We start from the raw sequence: 16,292 nt of genomic DNA, 5'->3' as shown, positions 1-16,292 counted from the left end.
ACATTACCCGCGCACCTTCACCGCGTACCGTGACACTCGTGTTGCATGACGAAGGTGGAACAGGACAACCGATTCTGTTGTTGCACGGCCTCATGGGCAGCTCGAGGACGTGGCGACGCCAGGTGCCGTGGATCCGCGAGTTCGGCCACGTCTACACGTTCGACGCCGCCGGTCACGGCCGGCCCGCGCCGTCAGAGCTGACCACCGAGGCATTCGTCGACGACCTGGCATCTGCCGTTGCGTCCATCGAGGAGCCGATGATCGTGATCGGCCATTCGATGGGGGCTCTGCACGCGTGGTGCTTCGCCGCATCGCATCCCGAAAAGGTTTGTGCACTGGTCCTCGAAGACATGGCTCCGGATTTTCGCGGACGCACCGCCGCGGATTGGGCTCAGATGATCTCGGCGTGGCCGCAGCCGTTTGCTTCCGAGGACGCGATGAAGGAATTCTTCGGGCCCGTCGCCGGCCAGTACTTTCTCGACTCTTTCGACCGCCGCGACGACGGGTGGTACCTGCACGGCGAGGTGTCGACCTTCCGCGACATCTCGGAGGAGTGGGGCACGAGGCATTTCTGGGATCAGTGGAAGGCGATCGACGTGCCGACCTTGCTGATCGAGGGAGAGTTCACCATCACCCCCGAGGGACAGATGCGAGAGATGGCCGAGAGACCGGGAACTCGGTACGTACGTATTGCCGATGCAGGCCACCTGGTTCACGACGATCAACCGCAGCGCTATCGCGAAGTGGTGACGGAATTCCTTCAGACGGTGAGCTGACTGCGGATCGACGCGCCCACCTGCTCCAGTTCGACGGCTCGCCTGGCCAGGAGTCCGGCAGCGAACTTCGCCTTGTCGCCGCGATGACGGGGGACGACGTGGAGGTGCGAGTGGAACACGGTTTGGCCCGCGGCACGCCCGTCGTTGACGAGAAAGTTGACTCCGTCAGCGGCGATGTCGCAGCGGCGTAGAGCTCCGGCGATGAGCGTGCCGACGCGGAACATCTCTGCGCCCTCGTGGCTTTCGAGAGCATCGAGGTTTTCTGCATGACGCTTGGGGACCACCAGGGTGTGCCCGCGACTCACCGGTCGGGCGTCGAGAAATGCAAGAGTCGTCTCGCTCTCGTGGACGAGAATCGCCGGCTCGGTCAGCGCGACGATCTTGCAGAAGACACAGGTATCGGTGCTCATGCCTACAGAATGTAGTCCGAATCAGATCCGACCCGGGACTACAGCAGGCGCAGCTGACGTGCCTTCGTGATCGCTTCGTTTCGATTGTGTGCGTCGAGCTTCTTGTAGAGAGTGCGCAGTTGAGTCTTGACGGTGTTGACGGACACGTACAGTTTGTCGGCCATCGCGGCCGACCCCATGCCGAGCGCCAGGAGTGAGAGGACCTTCTGTTCGCGTTCGGTCAGCTCCACGATACGTACGGATCCCGGAAATGATTCCGCAGGAGCACTTTTCGAGAACTCGGCGAGTGCACGCGATTTTGTTACTGCCATCGATTCGAGTTTCTCGACGTCCGCCGATCCGATGGTCGCGAACGGACGCAGAAGTCCGGTTTGGTCCGCGATACTGCACGCTCTGGACCACTCCTGAGAGGCGAGGCGTGGCTCACCCAGCTCGGAGTGTGCAACCGCTTGCACCAGAAGCGATTCCATCTGTGCCCGCGGATAGGATTCGCCAGACCAGTCGAACTGATGACACAGCGCCACAGCGGCCTCGTTCTGGCCGATTCGCTGACGTAAACGCGCCACCGACGCGAGCGTCCACGGGTTGGCTGCAGGATCGGCAATTTCCTTGGCCAGAGCCGTCGCCTTGTTTCCCTCGCCGAGTGCGAGCAGGAGATCGATTTCTGCGGATTGCAGCAGAGGAAGCGCGAAAGACGTGGCCGTGTACTGCTTGGAATGCACTCCAATCGCGTTGTGGAGCAAGGACAGAGCGGAAGATGCACTGCTCTGAGTCAGGGCGAATTGGCTGTGCGCATAGACGACGAACGCCCATAGCTCCTCGGTGTCGGACGGAACGCCGAGTTCGGTCAGTGCGATACGTGCGTCACCGAAGTCGAGTGTGTCGAGAGCGGCGAGAGCCCGTGCCGTCAAGCCGGCGATCTTGACTACAGGTTCGAGCCAGCCCCCGGGGTCAGGATGCTTCTGTTCGAGTTCGAACCAGTGTCTGGCCTGCCGCGGCTCACCTGCCAAAGCCCAATTCAGGGCGGCACTACCCGCAGAGTTGCGAGCGATGAAGTCGACTCCGTGAGACAGGGCGCCGTTGTATGCCATTCGAGCCTTGATCGTGGATTCGGTGAACCTGCCGCTCAATTGAAAATTGATCGCCCATTGAAGTCGCATCAGGGGGAGTTGTGCGCTGACCGCTTCCGGATTGTTTTCCAGCGCACTGCGGCTGAGGTGAGACAGCCGCCTGGTGGTCTCTGCCGAGAGCCCGTATTCACCGGCCATCCTGAGCATGATCGATTGAACGCAGGCGATGCTCAAGGCGTCCTTCGCGCTGGGTTGGGCGCCGAGTTCCCACAGTTCGGCCGGCGATTCGGGTAGCAAGTCGACTACCGTGGATCGCTTGCTCGGATGCATCGTGAACAAGGCACGCCCGGCCTCAACGGCAGAGTGCTTGTCGGCAGCTTCCGCCGGAATCCGTTGGAGGGCGGAGCGAACCGAGTCCAGGTTATGCACGATCATCGTCACCCAATGTTGTTCGACGATGTCTACTGCCAGGGTCCAGTTCTGTGCCTCGACCGCGTAGTCCAGCGCCGACGCGTGATGACCGTTGTCGAGTCGATTGTGAGCGAGGAATGAAAGACGTTGCGACGGATCGATTCCCGCGCGGGTGTGGTGCGCGAGTATCGATCTTCGAATGGCGGGAGGCAATGCCCATGTTTCGTCGGCTTCGGCCTCGACGCGCGACAACAAGCCGGCTGTCTCCAGCGTCACCAGTCGCGAGCGGATCTCATGAACGGTTTCGGCAGTGTCAGGGCGCTGGGACTCGAACAGCATTGTGGCGACGCCGACGGTGATCGATCGACCAAAGGCGGTCGCGAGTAGGAACTCATGTTGCTTTAGGCGCTCAGCGGTGGCGAGAACGGAATCAGTCACGTAATCGTCTATCGCTTGCGCGGTGTTCGTTTTGATCTCTCGCTCACGGTTGCTGTTACGTGAGTCCCTGACGGCGGCGACTGCGGCGCGAACCAATGCGGGCAGCCCACCCGTCAGGGATGTGATTTGTTCTGCATCACCCTCAGCCGTGCGCACCCCCGCCTGTTCCAGCAATTGGGCGGTATCGGATGTCGTGAACAACAGCTCATCGGCGCCGATGACCTCGTGATCCGTGTCGAGAAGGTATGGCTCGGCGAACATGCCGAATCCCGAGAGCGTGACCACGAGGTCCAGGTTGTGGCAGAGGGTGAGGAGATCGATCAACTGATCGTCCAACTCTGGTTCCGATATCAGATCCGGCCTGATCAGCACGAGCAGCACGGGGCGGCTGAGGGCGTTCAGGGATTTGGCGGCAGCGGTGAAAGGATCGGCGAGATCGTCGACGTCGGGCAGTGCGATTCCGGCAGCGTGGATTCGATCGAGGACAACGGCCCAGAAATCTTCGAATGTCGACGAGGGCTGTGGGGCCGAGACCCAGACGAGTATTCGTTCGGATGCCAGATGGGCGCGCAGCCACGATGCGATCAACGACGATTTCCCGTGGCCGTTCGGTGCACGGACGATGGTCAGAGCGGCGCGTCGATCCAGTTTCGCGAACAGTGCTTGCCGAGGAATCGACTCGGTGAGAGTGCGCCTTTCGGGAATAGCTGCCCAGTCGTGGCCGTCCCTCCCGAACATCAACGCGGACCCTTTCTGCTTTCACGCCCCACGCTAATTGGCGGATTTGGGCGGATTGTCTCGATCCATCTATCTACATGGAGGAGCGTAGCTGGTGCGAATCCAGAGCGTGTCATCCCGGGCAATTCACCCGCGACTTCACCCCGGGTGAGAGAAGTTCACCCACATAATCATGCCGTCACCATTGGCTTTCGAGTCCCTCGAGCGACTTCTATTGAACGTAGCTCGGGATTCGCCAAATCTGGTCGAGAGTGCCCGACCGGGCCCCGAGGGTCGGCCATCGAAGGAGTGTCGTGAGAACTCGTCTGTCAGTGGTGGGGTCGAAGGCGGTTACGGTCCGACTCCGACCGAGAGCGTGCGCCCGAAGAGTGCGAGGCGTAGTCGTGGTGACAGGAGTGTTACTTGTCGGCGCAGCTGCGCTCGGTGCGCTACCGATGCAGTCGGATGTTCGATTGGCAGCCGAGGGAGAGTCCGCTTCTCCCTTCACCGTCGAGTTGACGGCGATTGACGGTGCGCCGCCCTTCGACCCCGGTGACGGTCCAGGGCTCGATACCGGACCGTCCAACGGCATTGTCCGAGAGGGTGATCCGGTGACGTATGTCGTAGACATCGGCGTCCGGGGCAACCCGCTCTCGGACGTGGTCGTGCAGCTTCCGGTGCCTCGAGGTTTCGTTCTACCGTCCGTGCCTGACTACTGCAAAGATGGCTCGGGTGTCGACGAGTTCGGGTTACATTGCCTGATAGGCAATCTGGAAGCGGACCGGTACTTCACCCGGACAGCGACAATGACTGCGGGAAAGCGGGAAGACGCCGACGGTCTATCGATTGCTGCACTGGTCACCGCAGATCGAGGGGCGGCTCGCGTGCGGTCGGACGATGTCACCGTGCGGGTGGCGACCACCCCGGGAGTGTGTGATCCACAAGGGAATTCTGTTGGTGGTCGGAGAGACCAGGGGACAGCTGTCTCGGCAGATGGTCGGATCTCAGGTCTGGTGACGTCGGGCATCTCGGAGGCGGTGGTGATCAACGGCGTCGATCAATGCGGGCACGCGATAGCGCGGACGGTGAAACCGTTCGAGGGTCGCTTCTCGTTTGTCGGACTCCTGCCGGGGACGTATCGCGTCACGGTCGACGGCCGAGCGCCGGTGGACGTGGTGTTGGAACCAGGCGCAATGGCGGTCGGTGGCCTGACGTTCTGATACAGCTCCACAGTGATAGCAACACCTGAAACAGTTCAGAACCAGTTGGAAACAGTCGATGGAGGATCCAGTGCGTGAAAGCCTGGGCGTGGTATTCGAAAACAATTCCATTTCAACAGCTCTCGTAGATGCGGACACGCCCCTTCTGGGCTCGATCGACGAGTTCCGTCATCCGTGGGGCGCGAACGGGACTGTTCCCTCTGCGCAAGCGTCGGCACGCGCGCTCGCCTCCGCTGCCGAGGTCGCCACCGGTCGGGCCCTGCGCTCGAACCTGTGCCCCACCGTCGTCGGAGTGATGTGCGAGCGCGCGGACGTGCGCGAATTTGTCCCGGGTTCATTGTCCTCCAGCACTTTCGAGAACATCGAGTTGGTCAACGGTCTGGACGCTCGCATTGCCTACTTGCGGACGGTCGACGCCCTGAATGGTATTTCGCCGATTCTCGCATTCTGGCCGGACAGCGGTGAGACTGTGATCGCTGCCATCGATCCGAGCGCCGGCGTCGTGGACTCGGCGCACCGTTACGCAACCGCCGAGTTGCTTACAGACAGCTCGACATTTGCTGCGACATTGGACCTGCTCGTCGCTGAACGAGACCCCGTGCCCAAGATGCTCGTCGCGATGCTGGTGAAGGAAGAGTCTCGGCAGCTGTCCGCCGAAGCCGCCGAATCGGTAGGGCTCGGCTTCCTGTATCTCGGCGAGCGCGCCCAACTGGCGATAGGCGCTGCGCTGGTAGCGGCCGGTCGGGGGAGTGAGGTCAGGTCCGCTGGCGGCGCGGCTGTTCAGCCCGTCAACAGAATCCGGTGGGCGGCGGCAATAGTGCTGCCGCTCCTGCTCATGCTGACGGGATTGCTGATCGCTCTGTCGCCGGACGGGTCGCGAGCGGTGTCCACTGATCGCCCGAACGTCGGCGCCGAGCCGGCGAACCCGACGAGCGGGCCACCGTCCGGAGCGGCCCTACCGATCCTGACGCTCCCGCCTTGCGACCCGGTGGTACCCGTCGTTCCCGCTGCGTTTCGGCGTTCGGATCCTGATGTCACACCACCCCAGACCGTCGAACCAGCAGAAGCATGCGACCCGATGCGAGTGGGCTAGGGCGTACCTTCTCCAGCCAGTGCAAACAGGCCGTCATCGGTCTGCTCGACCAGTCCGTCGACCAGCAGGGAATGTAGTGCGCGGTCACGCTGACCAGGATCGGTCGGCCAGACGATGTCGAGTTGCGCGCGTTCGACCGGACGGTGGCTCTCGCGCAGAACGGCCATCAATTTTCCGCGAACTTGGCGATCGGTGCCCGCGAACTTCTGCACCTTCTTGGGCGGTCCGGTGTGTGCCGGTTTGCCCGAAGCGACCCACGCGCAGTTCGGCAAAGGGCAGTTCTCGCAGTTCGGCGTCCGCGCAGTGCAGATCAGTGCACCGAGTTCCATGAGAGCGGCGCTGTAGGTGGCGGCGCGCGCTCGTGTCCGTGGCAGCAGCGCCGCGACGTCGGCGAGGTCGCGTGTGTTGGACGGATTGCCTGGTTCCGCATTGCCGTGGACGGCTCGCGCAACCACGCGTCGTACGTTGGTGTCCACCACCGGCACTCGCTGTCCGTAGGCGAAGCACGCCACGGCGCGGGCGGTGTACGAACCGATTCCCGGTAGCGAGAGCAGGGTGTCGACGTCTTCCGGTACCACGTCACCGTGCTCGGCGGCCAGGACGCCCGCGCATTCGTGTAACCGAAGCGCGCGTCGTGGGTAACCAAGTTTGCCCCACGCGCGAAGTACTTCTGCCTGACTCGACGCTGCCATCGCGGACGGTACCGGCCAGCGCTCCACCCACTCTTCCCAGATGGGCGCAACGCGCACCACCGGCGTCTGCTGGAGCATGATCTCGCTCATCAGGATCTGCCAGGCACTGACGCCCTCGCGTCGCCACGGCAGGTCACGAGCCGTCTCGGAGTACCACTTCAGTAGCACCGAAGATTCCACTGCCACTGCTACCGACACACTCCTCGAACCTGTGCTCCTGGTCGACGAAGGACACGTCGACTTGTGGGGGCCACTTTATCGGCAGTCGCCGACAGTCATTTCTCGTACCCGAAAACCTGGGGTGAGTGGCATCGAGACCACTCACCCCAGGTTGATCATGATGCGTACTGAGCGTTCGCGGTCTCCACACGGGTGCTTGCGACGGTCGGCGAGGTTCCGGAGTATCGGCGAATGATCACGTAGAGGCAGATCAATCCGATAGCACCGGCAGCGGCGAGGAAGGAACCGACCTTCCATGCGTTGTCCGGATTTCCGTTGATCAGCATCACCATGATCATCGGCGCGAAACCTCCGATGATTGCGAGATCTGATAACCGAGTGAAGCGCCGGAGAATCGAATCTCCGGTGGGAACAGTTCAGCGAATAGTGTTCCCTGCGTGCCGGTTTGGAGGGACATTGCTACTACGCCGACGATAACCGCGACGGCAAACGGCCAGATCGTGTCCGGGCTGGATCCACCGATCATCAGCCACATCGGGATACCCCAGAGCATCATGGCTGCGGTGCCGAGGCCGAAGACTAGTTTGCGACCGTAGAGGTCGGACAGATATCCCGCCAGCGGAACCAGGGGAATCTGTATTGCACATGCGATCAGGATGTAGGTGAGGACCGTCGACCGCGGTATCTCCAGGTAGGTGGTCGCGAACTGAACCGAACCGGTGATCATCGTGTAGAAGAAGATCACGCCGATGGCATTGGCGCCTGCTGCAGCGAGGACTGTGCCTGGATTCTTCTTGAGCACTTCGAGAATGGGGGACTTCCGAACGACCGGCGATTCGGCGAGTTTTTCTGCGAGTGCCTTGAACTCGGGGGTTTCTTCGAGATAGCGATGGATGAGGAATGCCACTGGAAGCATGACCAAGCTGATCCAGAACGGGATCCTCCATCCCCAGGAGAGGAACGAATCAGCCGCAAGAGTTGCTGTCAGGACCAGGAACACGATATTGCCCAGCACCACACCGATCGGAACACCGAGTTGGGCGAAGCTGCCGAAGAGCCCGCGGCGGTCCGCCGGTGCGTTCTCGGTGGCCAGCAATACGGCCCCGCCCCACTGTGCTCCCACGGCCAAGCCCTGGCAGATTCGCAGCGTCACGAGAATGGCCGGGGCAAGCCACACGACATTGGTGTTGGGGACGAAACCAACCAAGGAGGTTGCCACAGCCATGAGGACCACGGCGGCAACGAGCACCGGCTTTCGGCCGTACCGGTCACCGAAATGACCGGCGAGCACACCACCGATAGGACGGGCGATGAATCCGACTGCGACGGTGGCAAACGAACTCATTGCAGCGACCACCTCGCTGTCGGTGGCGAAGAACGTCGAGTTGAACACGAGCGCGGCGGCAGTCGCGTAGATGAAGAAGTCGTACCACTCCAGGGAAGTGGAGATAGCGGCTGCAAAGGACGCGCGCCGAGATCTGCCCGGGCGCTCCACCGCAGATTCGGTGTTGTTGGTCATCGCGATTCGCTCTCTGTGGGGTCGTTCAGTTGAGTTCGGTCAGGACGTGAGTTGCGGCAAGTTCGGTGTGCGGCCGACGACGAGCTTGTCCCGAGCGCCGGCACCAGACGGAATCGTGCTCGCCGGGTATGGGGTCGAAAGGTGGTGACGCAATATCCAAGTGCGAGTGGGTTCTTCGATACGAGAAGTCATATCTCGCCGCCATTGCCGTACCGGAGGCGCTCGCAAATTCGGGTGGCGAAGGTGACCACGTCGAGGCCGCCGGCGACGTGTGCAGCGTCATCTCGTGGCAATGCGGAGGTGGTCATGTGGCCCGCACTCCTTCGTTCCGAATTTGCCAAACGATCGTTCGGCTGCGAGTCATCATTGACCTAACGATCGTTAAATGTCAATAGTCGGGAAAAGTGCGCTTTTGCAGCGACTTTCTCCGCAGGGATGGTGCGATTCGGAATCTGTTGCCAAACGATCGTTCGCCTGAGATGATGATTAGTCAGTGATGCAGGTCTCAGGAATGGAGATACCGATTCGAGCGGCGGGGTGCGGACGAAAGTCGAGGCACGCTGGTCTCGCACATCGACGGCGTTATGTGGCTTCTGTCCTGGAGCCCTTCGGGTCTTCGGGCCTTCAGATCTTCTTTGGCGGAGGTGTCGCCCAGCTCAGCTTGATTCGATCATCGCGGTCGCCAATGCGCAGTACCGAGACGCGATATCTTCCGCATTCATCGGTCCGTCGACGCGCCACCACACACAGACTTGCTGCCCCATGTTGATAATGGCGCGCACGGCATCTCGGGGAAATGGAGTGTGGAAAGCACCTTCTTCAATGCCGCGTTCGACGACGTCGCGAAACATGCCTTCCTGCTCGTCGCGCAGGGCTACGACCAGACGGTGACCCGATTCGTCCAAGCTACGCAATTCTGTCGCTCCTACGAGGGCGTCTTCGCGCCTGGTCGTATGGAACATGACCCAAGCGCGGACGATTGCTTGCAGTTGGTCTTTCGGGTCGCCGCCGGAGCGCAGCAGTGCACTGCGGGTCATGCTGATGGCGTCGTGGAGCGCCCGAATCATGATTTCCTGAAGGATTTCCTGCTTGGATTTGAAGTGGTGGTAGATGGACGCGACAGTGAGATCGGCGCCGGCGGAGATATCACGCATGGACGTCCCGTGATAGCCGCGCTCGTTCATGTTTCGGACAGCGGAATCGAGTATGAGTTGCCGGACAACGACTGTCTTCGACCCACTCATTGTTCGGTTTCCTTCTCATTTCCTCGGTGCCTGCGTCTTGCCCAGCTTAGAGCCGAACAGTCGCGGGACACACCTGATGGAAAGGAACCGTCTTGAACTGCCGATATGGGCAGAATACCGATTATCGTTCGCTAATCGCCACCCGGAGAAAGAGGTACCTGTGGAACACGTATCGATGAGTATCGAAGACGGTATCGCCGTGATCACCCTTGATCGGCCGGACAAGCTGAACGCATTCACCACGACGATGGAAAACGAGCTCATCGAAGCATTCGACTCCACCGACGCGAACGACGCTGTGCGCGCGGTGATCCTGACGGGAGCGGGCCGCGCGTTTTGCGCGGGGGCAGATCTGTCCTCGGGAGCGGAGACATTCACCGAATGGAGCGCCGAGTCGAACGGAACTGACGCGGACGGTGACGATCTACGTCGGGACGGCGGCGGACGCGTCGTCCTGCGGATGTTCGATTCATTGAAGCCGATCATTGCGGCCATCAACGGACCGGCGGTCGGCGTGGGTATCACCATGACTCTTGCGGCCGACTTTCGCTTGGCCGCCGACGACGCCAGGATGGGTTTCGTCTTCAATCGGCGAGGACTCGTGCCCGAGTCGTGTTCGTCGTGGTTGCTGCCGAAACTGGTTCCGCTCCAGCGAGCCCTCGACTGGATCTACTCCGGACGGATCTTCACTGCTACGGAAGCATTTTCGGCCGGGTTGGTCTACCGACTGCATTCGCGCGAAGATCTTCTAGGGGAGGCGACGGCGCTCGCGCATAGCCTGACCCGTGACAGCGCGCCGGTATCGGTTGCCCTGTCGCGTCAGATGATCTGGCGCATGCTGGGAGTCGAACATCCCATGGTCGCGCATCGCGTCGAGAGCATCGGAATTAATGCTCGCGGTGCTCAGGCTGACGTTCGTGAAGGTGTTGAGGCGTTTCTGGAAAAGCGAGAGGCGGTGTTTCCTGACCGTTGCAGTGACGCAATGCCAGATCTGTTCTCATCCCATCTCCCACGCCCCCGGTGGTGAGCCGCTACGACCTTCGAACCGTCGGCGTCGTAGCTCATGCGGTCAACCAGCGCGGCGGGTAAGTGCCCTCCGCTTCTCCAGGGGCGTTGTGGAGAACCAACGCCTACAGCTTCGAGTGAGGGTGCTCGGTTCGGAATAGCCGAGTTGGCGTGACACTTCGGAGAGGGACACGTCTCTGTTCGAGAGAAGACCGAGAGCGAGTTCGCGTCGTGAATCGTCGACGAGCGATTCGAACGCCTTGCCTTCCAACGCCAATCGTCTCTGCAATGTTCGCGGGTGCAGCATCATCAATGTCGCGACTTGCTTCAGTGTGGCTGCCCCTGCAGGCAGGGAACGCACGATCAAAGCCGACACCGCGTCGTGGAACGCCACATCCGGATCTCGACCTGCCATGAAACGCACGGCGAAGTCGTAGGCCAACGGATCCACCCGGGGCAGGTGGCGATGCATGACTCCGCGCGGAAAGGTCAACAGATTCCGATCCGAGCTGAACTCGACGGAACAACCGAAATACTCGACGTACCTCCGTATTTCGGAGATCCGTGGATGTTGAAACGAGATTTGCGTCGGATGGAAATCCGGGCCGGCCATCATCCGGAACGTCTGAAGCGTTACGCCCATCGCCAGTTCCACGACGTGGGACCGATACGGAAGTCGATGCAGCACGGTGTCGAGTCCGTAGGACACCTCGGTGTCGCCGACTGTCAGATCGACCGCCAACGCCGGACTGTACACGTGCGCGTATCGGGCGACGTCGTGCAACGCATCTCCGATTGTCTCGGCACTGCGGGCCGCGATGGCAACCGGACCGAGAATGTCCGGGTCCTGTCTGCCTGCGAGCCTGAGTGCGAAGTCGGGCGACTCCAATTCATCCGCACAGAGTCCGAGCAGCGTGGACAGGGCGCTGAACGGCAAGAAGTGGTCGTACGCGCCGATGATGGCCGGATCGATGCCCACACGGTCGAGGAATTCGTACGGATCTCCGCCGAGTTCGGAGATCAACTCGGGCAGTCGCGTCAGCGACGAGGCACTGATCAGATCTGCCATGTGTCGAAATGTAAATAAATTGGCGCATGATGTCAATTTTCTCGTCCTCTGAGCAGTGATGATCAACACAGGTTGGCTGGTTCAACGTCGAGCGCCATCCCTGGAGGAGCCAGAAATGACAACACTCACCGACCGCACTGCACTGTTCATCGATGGACTGTGGAGAGCGCCGGATACTTCCGAAATCATCCGAGCCGTATCACCTTTCACGGAGCAGCAGATAGGATCGTTCCCCGCCTCCGTATCGACGGATGTCGACGCAGCTGTATCAGCGGCTCGAAAAGCGTTGCGACGGAATGACTGGGCCGATCTTTTCCCCGCCGAACGTGCGCGTGTCATCCGCAGGTTCGCCGACGAACTCGAGAAACGATCCGAAGACCGCGCATCGGCGGTCACTCACCAGAACGGCATGCCTATCGAGCTCGCCCGTTTCGCCGAGGGGGGCGCACCCGTCCAGCTTTTGCGCTATTACGCAGGCCTCGCCGAGTCGATGCCTACCGAAGAGCGACGGGCCAGCCAACCGATGCCGGGTACGACAATCGTGCGACGCGAGCCGATCGGTGTCGTTGCTGCCATCGCGCCCTGGAACTTCCCGGCTGTGCTTTCGATGTTCAAGATCGCCCCGGCTCTTGCTGCGGGATGCACCGTCGTGCTGAAACCCTCTCCCGAAACCACCTTGGACTCCTATATATTGGCCGAGGCCGCCATTGCGGCAGAACTTCCCGCGGGTGTCATCAACATCGTGACTGGCGGACCGGAGATCGGTCAGTATCTCGTGGCGCATCCCGGGATCGACAAGGTAGCCTTCACCGGATCCACTGCGGCCGGTCGACACATCGGCACGGTGTGTGGCGGTATGCTTCGCCCCGTTACCTTGGAGTTGGGTGGCAAGTCGGCGGCCCTGGTCCTCGACGACGCGGATGTCGAGGAGACGGTAACCGGTCTGGCAACTGCATCCCTGCTCAACAGTGGGCAGACGTGCTATATGTCGACTCGAATCTTGGTTCCCCGCAGCCATAGTCGAACGTACGTCGACGCCATTACCGCAATGGCCGAGGGTCTGCAGGTCGGCGACCCGATGGAACCGTCGACGTTCGTCGGCCCGATGGTGAGCGCAAGGCAACAGGAACGTGTGCTGTCCTTGATCGACCAGGGACGCTCGGAGGGCGGAACTGTCACCACGGGTGGCGGACGCCCCGCCGACCTCGACACCGGATTCTTCGTGCAGCCCACGGTGTTCGCCGATATCGACAACGACAGCACCATCGCACGGCAGGAAGTATTCGGGCCGGTGCTGTCAGTCATTTCATACGACGACGTCGATGAGGCTGTCGCGCTTGCCAACAACTCCGAGTACGGCCTCGGTGGGACTGTATGGACCTCCGACGAGGAACGCGGTATCGCAATTGCTCGACGTGTCGAGACCGGCTCGTTCGGTGTCAACACCTTCAACCTCGACTGGGGTTCACCGTTCGGTGGAGTCAAAGCCAGCGGCCTGGGTCGTGAACTCGGTCCCGAAGGGCTCGCGGCGTACCAGCAGCTCAAATCCATTTTCCTCGCATCCTCGTAAGAATTGAGCCACCATGTCCGACGCAGGACTCGCCGGCGCTCGTGCGCTGGCAGAAAACACACTGAAAATCGCCGAGCAGTTCGGCACCACCGAGTGGGAAGCAGACAGTGCGTGCCACGGTTGGCGCGTCCACGATCTCATCGGTCACATGGCGTTCTTCTTCAACTTCATCGCCGATCCGGATCTGGTGTTCCCGCCGAACCCCAGTGGAAAGTCCGAGCGGCTCAACGACGCTGCCGTCCGCGAGCGTGCCGATCTACCGCACGAGCAGATCCTGGACTACTACCGGGAACAATCCGAAGCGGGACTCGCGACGTTGGCCGCGCTGCAGACAGAGGAGCTTCGCAACAACACACTCGAGATGCTCGACCTCGGGACTTATCGCCTTCATCAGCTCAGTGACGCAGTGTCGTTCGACCATCTCGTCCATTTGACGTCGGATCTTCTGTCGCCGTTCGGACCGTTTCCTCACGGTGAGATCGACGTGGCGGCCGCTGTCGATCCGGCGATCGACTGGATGGTTGCGGGGCTCCCGCAGATGTGCGGCGAAGCTGTCGCCGCCGCCTTGACATCGCCTGTGGCACTGCGCCTCAACGGCGCCACCGAGCGCACTTTTGTCATCTCTCATGGCGATGGGGGAGTGACCGTCACCGAAGCTGACGACGTGCCGGAGAACGTCGCGACCACCCAGGCCACCGAATTCCTGCGGTGGGGGACCACTCGATCTGCATGGCGGTCTGCCGTCGAGGTTTCCGGCGACCGCAAGACCGTCGCCGCAGTCCTCGATGCCATCGACATCGTCTGACCCACAACGAACCCGAGATCCAGAACAAGAGGAAACAGTTATGTCTCAGTACTTGCAGGACAAGGTCATTCTCATCACCGGTGCAGGCGGTGGGTTCGGTCAACTCATCGCCGAGAAGGTGGCAGCGCAGGGCGCCAAAGTCGTCGGCGTGGACATCAACGAGGCGGGCCTGAAGACTGTATTCGACGGTATCGCGGCCGCGGGATTCACCGGTACCTACAAGATTGCCGACGTCACCGACATGGATCAGGTCATCGCTGCGGCGCAGCACGGCATTTCGGAGTACGGAGCGCTCGACGTACTCGTCAACAACGCAGGCGTCATGCCTCTCGCGTATTTCGCCGATCACGAACGTGCGTGGCAGAAGTGGCACAAGGCAATCGACATCAACATCAAGGGCGTCGTGAACGGAATCTCGGCCGTATACGACCAGATGATCGAGCAGGGACGCGGTCAAGTCGTCAACATCTCGTCGATCTTCGGAAACGCAGGCATCGACGGTTCCGGCGTCTACAGCGCGACCAAGGCTGCAGTCACCACGATCTCGGATTCACTGCGAATCGAAGCCAAGGGCAAGATCAAGGTGACGACGGTCAAGCCCACAGGCGTGACAGGAACAAACTTGGCGAGCTGGATCGTCAACGAGAACGCGATCCTCGGTCTCACCGGTCAACGTGCGGGTACCTACATGGAGAACGTCGGGCATCTAACCGACGGCACCCTCAGCCCCGGGCAGAAGGACGTCGACTCCATCGAATACTGGCTGATCAAGCCCGACGACCTGGCTGACGCTGTTGTTCACATCATCGATCAACCATGGGGTATCAGCATCAGTGACATAACCGTGCGCGCCAGCGGCGAGGATTACCTGTACTGACGACCTGATCGAAAACCGCTCTCTGCCAGTGTGGCTTCGCGAACATCGTCGAGGACTACGGCCCGGGGGCATCCCGCGGTCAGACGTCATTGCCATGGTCTGCCTGTCGCCGTAGAGTCCTACTTAACGATCGTTAAACTGTTGCTACGGCGGATTCCGTTTGTCAACGAAGTCGCCGGGACCAGTCCGAGGAGTTTGAATGAAAGCAGTCCACTTGGTGGAGGCGACGGGGCCCGGAGGTCTGTCGTTGGTCGATGTCGACGAACCTGTCGATCCGGCACTGGTGGTAATTGATCTGCACACCGCCGGAGTGAGTTTCCCCGATCTTCTCCAGACCACGGGCAGCTACCAAACGGTGCGCGAATTACCTTGCGCGCTAGGCGTTGAGGGCGCCGGTACCGTTCGGAGCGCGCCGCCAGGGTCCGGCTTCACACCCGGGCGGCGCGTGGCCGTGCTTACGACCGGGGAAGGCGCGTGGCAGCAGACCGTTGCGGTCGCGCCGTCCAATGTCTTTGCTCTGCCTGATGCGGTCTCGCTCTCGGCCGGCTCGGGATTTCTCCTGAATTATCTGACCGCGCATTTCGCCCTCGACGAACGCGCGCGATACCGTGCCGGCGAGACCGTCCTGATTCACGGCGCGGCCGGTGGGTTGGGTACGGCCGCGTTGCATGTCGCGTCAGCGCTGGGTCTGGAGACCGTCGCTGTCGTGAGTACAGGCGAGAAGGAGAAAATCGCCGCGGAGTCCGGGGCAACGCACGTCGTGTCGGTCGACGGGTGGAAGGAACGCGTCCAACGGATCACGAATGGGCGCGGTGTCGACATCATTCTCGATCCGGTCGGTGGTGACCGCTTCACCGACAGCCTGCGCAGCCTTGCGCCGAACGGTCGCCTGGTCGTTTTGGGATTCACCGGCGGTGATATTCCCACGGTCAAAGTCAATCGACTTCTCCTGAAGAATATTTCGGTTACCGGTGCAGGATGGGGTGAATATCTGAAAACCGATCCCCAATATCTGGCGCGTCAATGGCAGGAGCTCTACCCCCTGCTCGAGTCCGGAGCTCTGAGGGTGCCCGAGCCCACCCTCTACCCCTTGGCGCGTGCCGCCGATGCATTGAAGTCGTTGAGTGAGCGTACGGCGGTAGGAAAAGTCGCGCTGTCTCTCGAATGATCTCTACACGAACAACTTTGTGAACAAA

General features: G+C 61.2%; 13 protein-coding genes and 1 pseudogene. 8 read left to right on the top strand and 6 right to left on the bottom strand.

The genetic code is table 11. From position 1 onward, the window contains the following. Positions 1 to 38 precede the first annotated feature (38 nt). Positions 39 to 776 carry an alpha/beta fold hydrolase gene (locus ACKAMS_RS09055; RefSeq protein WP_029254422.1) on the top strand — a complete coding sequence of 246 codons (738 nt, stop codon included), beginning with the start codon at positions 39 to 41 and terminating at the stop codon, positions 774 to 776. On the opposite strand, the gene ACKAMS_RS09050 is transcribed toward ACKAMS_RS09055, so the two are convergent. After that, a complete protein-coding gene (locus ACKAMS_RS09050) occupies positions 761 to 1,186 on the bottom strand; it encodes an HIT family protein (protein ID WP_019746817.1) in 426 nt (141 codons plus the stop codon). The two genes, ACKAMS_RS09055 and ACKAMS_RS09050, sit on opposite strands and share 16 nt — an antisense overlap. A 38-nt stretch (positions 1,187 to 1,224) precedes the next feature. Then, positions 1,225 to 3,843 (bottom strand): LuxR C-terminal-related transcriptional regulator, encoded by a 2,619-nt coding sequence (locus ACKAMS_RS09045; RefSeq protein ID WP_408988905.1) that lies wholly within the window; start codon positions 3,841 to 3,843, stop codon positions 1,225 to 1,227. A gap of 383 nt (positions 3,844 to 4,226) precedes the next feature. Between ACKAMS_RS09045 and ACKAMS_RS09040 the strand changes: the two genes are divergently transcribed. After that, the gene (locus ACKAMS_RS09040) at positions 4,227 to 5,042 is read left to right on the top strand and encodes a hypothetical protein (RefSeq protein ID WP_020723634.1); all 816 of its coding nucleotides are present in this window, start codon (positions 4,227 to 4,229) and stop codon (positions 5,040 to 5,042) included. 70 nt (positions 5,043 to 5,112) lie between these two features. Further along, on the top strand, positions 5,113 to 6,135 hold the full coding sequence (locus tag ACKAMS_RS09035; protein ID WP_408988904.1) for a hypothetical protein: 1,023 nt from the start codon (positions 5,113 to 5,115) through the stop codon (positions 6,133 to 6,135). Here the strand turns inward: ACKAMS_RS09035 and ACKAMS_RS09030 are convergent. From ACKAMS_RS09030 to ACKAMS_RS09020, 3 genes and pseudogenes are all read right to left on the bottom strand, one after another. Beyond that, positions 6,132 to 7,013 (bottom strand): A/G-specific adenine glycosylase, encoded by an 882-nt coding sequence (locus tag ACKAMS_RS09030; protein ID WP_024487744.1) that lies wholly within the window; start codon positions 7,011 to 7,013, stop codon positions 6,132 to 6,134. The genes ACKAMS_RS09035 and ACKAMS_RS09030 overlap by 4 nt on opposite strands. A 149-nt stretch (positions 7,014 to 7,162) precedes the next feature. Further along, positions 7,163 to 8,526: pseudogene (locus tag ACKAMS_RS09025) on the bottom strand (MFS transporter). 656 nt (positions 8,527 to 9,182) lie between these two features. Beyond that, positions 9,183 to 9,770 (bottom strand): TetR/AcrR family transcriptional regulator, encoded by a 588-nt coding sequence (locus tag ACKAMS_RS09020; protein WP_408988903.1) that lies wholly within the window; start codon positions 9,768 to 9,770, stop codon positions 9,183 to 9,185. 175 nt (positions 9,771 to 9,945) lie between these two features. On the opposite strand from ACKAMS_RS09020, the gene ACKAMS_RS09015 reads away from it, so the two are divergent. After that, positions 9,946 to 10,797 carry a crotonase/enoyl-CoA hydratase family protein gene (locus ACKAMS_RS09015; RefSeq protein ID WP_408988902.1) on the top strand — a complete coding sequence of 284 codons (852 nt, stop codon included), beginning with the start codon at positions 9,946 to 9,948 and terminating at the stop codon, positions 10,795 to 10,797. 42 nt (positions 10,798 to 10,839) lie between these two features. On the opposite strand, the gene ACKAMS_RS09010 is transcribed toward ACKAMS_RS09015, so the two are convergent. Beyond that, positions 10,840 to 11,844 carry an AraC family transcriptional regulator gene (locus ACKAMS_RS09010; protein ID WP_019749700.1) on the bottom strand — a complete coding sequence of 335 codons (1,005 nt, stop codon included), beginning with the start codon at positions 11,842 to 11,844 and terminating at the stop codon, positions 10,840 to 10,842. A 115-nt stretch (positions 11,845 to 11,959) separates the two neighbouring features. Here ACKAMS_RS09010 and ACKAMS_RS09005 point away from each other — a divergent pair, with 115 nt between their 5' ends. The 4 genes from ACKAMS_RS09005 (at position 11,960) to ACKAMS_RS08990 (ending at position 16,264) form a co-directional block, all read left to right on the top strand. Continuing rightward, positions 11,960 to 13,414: an aldehyde dehydrogenase gene (locus tag ACKAMS_RS09005; RefSeq protein WP_408988901.1), complete on the top strand. Its 1,455-nt coding sequence runs from the start codon at positions 11,960 to 11,962 to the stop codon at positions 13,412 to 13,414. Positions 13,415 to 13,427: 13 nt separating this feature from the next. Continuing rightward, complete coding sequence (locus ACKAMS_RS09000) at positions 13,428 to 14,219, top strand: maleylpyruvate isomerase N-terminal domain-containing protein (protein ID WP_019749698.1); 792 nt, start codon at positions 13,428 to 13,430, stop codon at positions 14,217 to 14,219. A 40-nt stretch (positions 14,220 to 14,259) separates the two neighbouring features. After that, positions 14,260 to 15,096, top strand: a complete 837-nt coding sequence (locus ACKAMS_RS08995; protein ID WP_019749697.1) for an SDR family oxidoreductase — start codon at positions 14,260 to 14,262, stop codon at positions 15,094 to 15,096. A gap of 199 nt (positions 15,097 to 15,295) precedes the next feature. Next, positions 15,296 to 16,264 (top strand): NADPH:quinone oxidoreductase family protein, encoded by a 969-nt coding sequence (locus ACKAMS_RS08990; protein ID WP_019749696.1) that lies wholly within the window; start codon positions 15,296 to 15,298, stop codon positions 16,262 to 16,264. Positions 16,265 to 16,292 lie beyond the last annotated feature (28 nt).

Origin of the sequence: Rhodococcus sp. 5A-K4, assembly GCF_046097995.1 — a bacterium.
GTDB lineage: Bacteria > Actinomycetota > Actinomycetes > Mycobacteriales > Mycobacteriaceae > Rhodococcus_F > Rhodococcus_F erythropolis.
This window is presented reverse-complemented; position numbering and strand designations above follow the sequence as displayed.

What these genes read in the sequence shown, in the direction of transcription:
- ACKAMS_RS09005 (WP_408988901.1), top strand. Translation starts at nt 11,960, where the DNA reads ATGACAACACTCACCGACCGCACTGCACTGTTCATCGATGGACTGTGG.
- ACKAMS_RS08995 (WP_019749697.1), top strand. Translation starts at nt 14,260, where the DNA reads ATGTCTCAGTACTTGCAGGACAAGGTCATTCTCATCACCGGTGCAGGC.
- ACKAMS_RS09050 (WP_019746817.1), bottom strand. Translation starts at nt 1,186, where the DNA reads ATGAGCACCGATACCTGTGTCTTCTGCAAGATCGTCGCGCTGACCGAG.
- ACKAMS_RS09010 (WP_019749700.1), bottom strand. Translation starts at nt 11,844, where the DNA reads ATGGCAGATCTGATCAGTGCCTCGTCGCTGACGCGACTGCCCGAGTTG.
- ACKAMS_RS09000 (WP_019749698.1), top strand. Translation starts at nt 13,428, where the DNA reads ATGTCCGACGCAGGACTCGCCGGCGCTCGTGCGCTGGCAGAAAACACA.
- ACKAMS_RS09045 (WP_408988905.1), bottom strand. Translation starts at nt 3,843, where the DNA reads ATGTTCGGGAGGGACGGCCACGACTGGGCAGCTATTCCCGAAAGGCGC.
- ACKAMS_RS09015 (WP_408988902.1), top strand. Translation starts at nt 9,946, where the DNA reads ATGAGTATCGAAGACGGTATCGCCGTGATCACCCTTGATCGGCCGGAC.
- ACKAMS_RS08990 (WP_019749696.1), top strand. Translation starts at nt 15,296, where the DNA reads ATGAAAGCAGTCCACTTGGTGGAGGCGACGGGGCCCGGAGGTCTGTCG.
- ACKAMS_RS09020 (WP_408988903.1), bottom strand. Translation starts at nt 9,770, where the DNA reads ATGAGTGGGTCGAAGACAGTCGTTGTCCGGCAACTCATACTCGATTCC.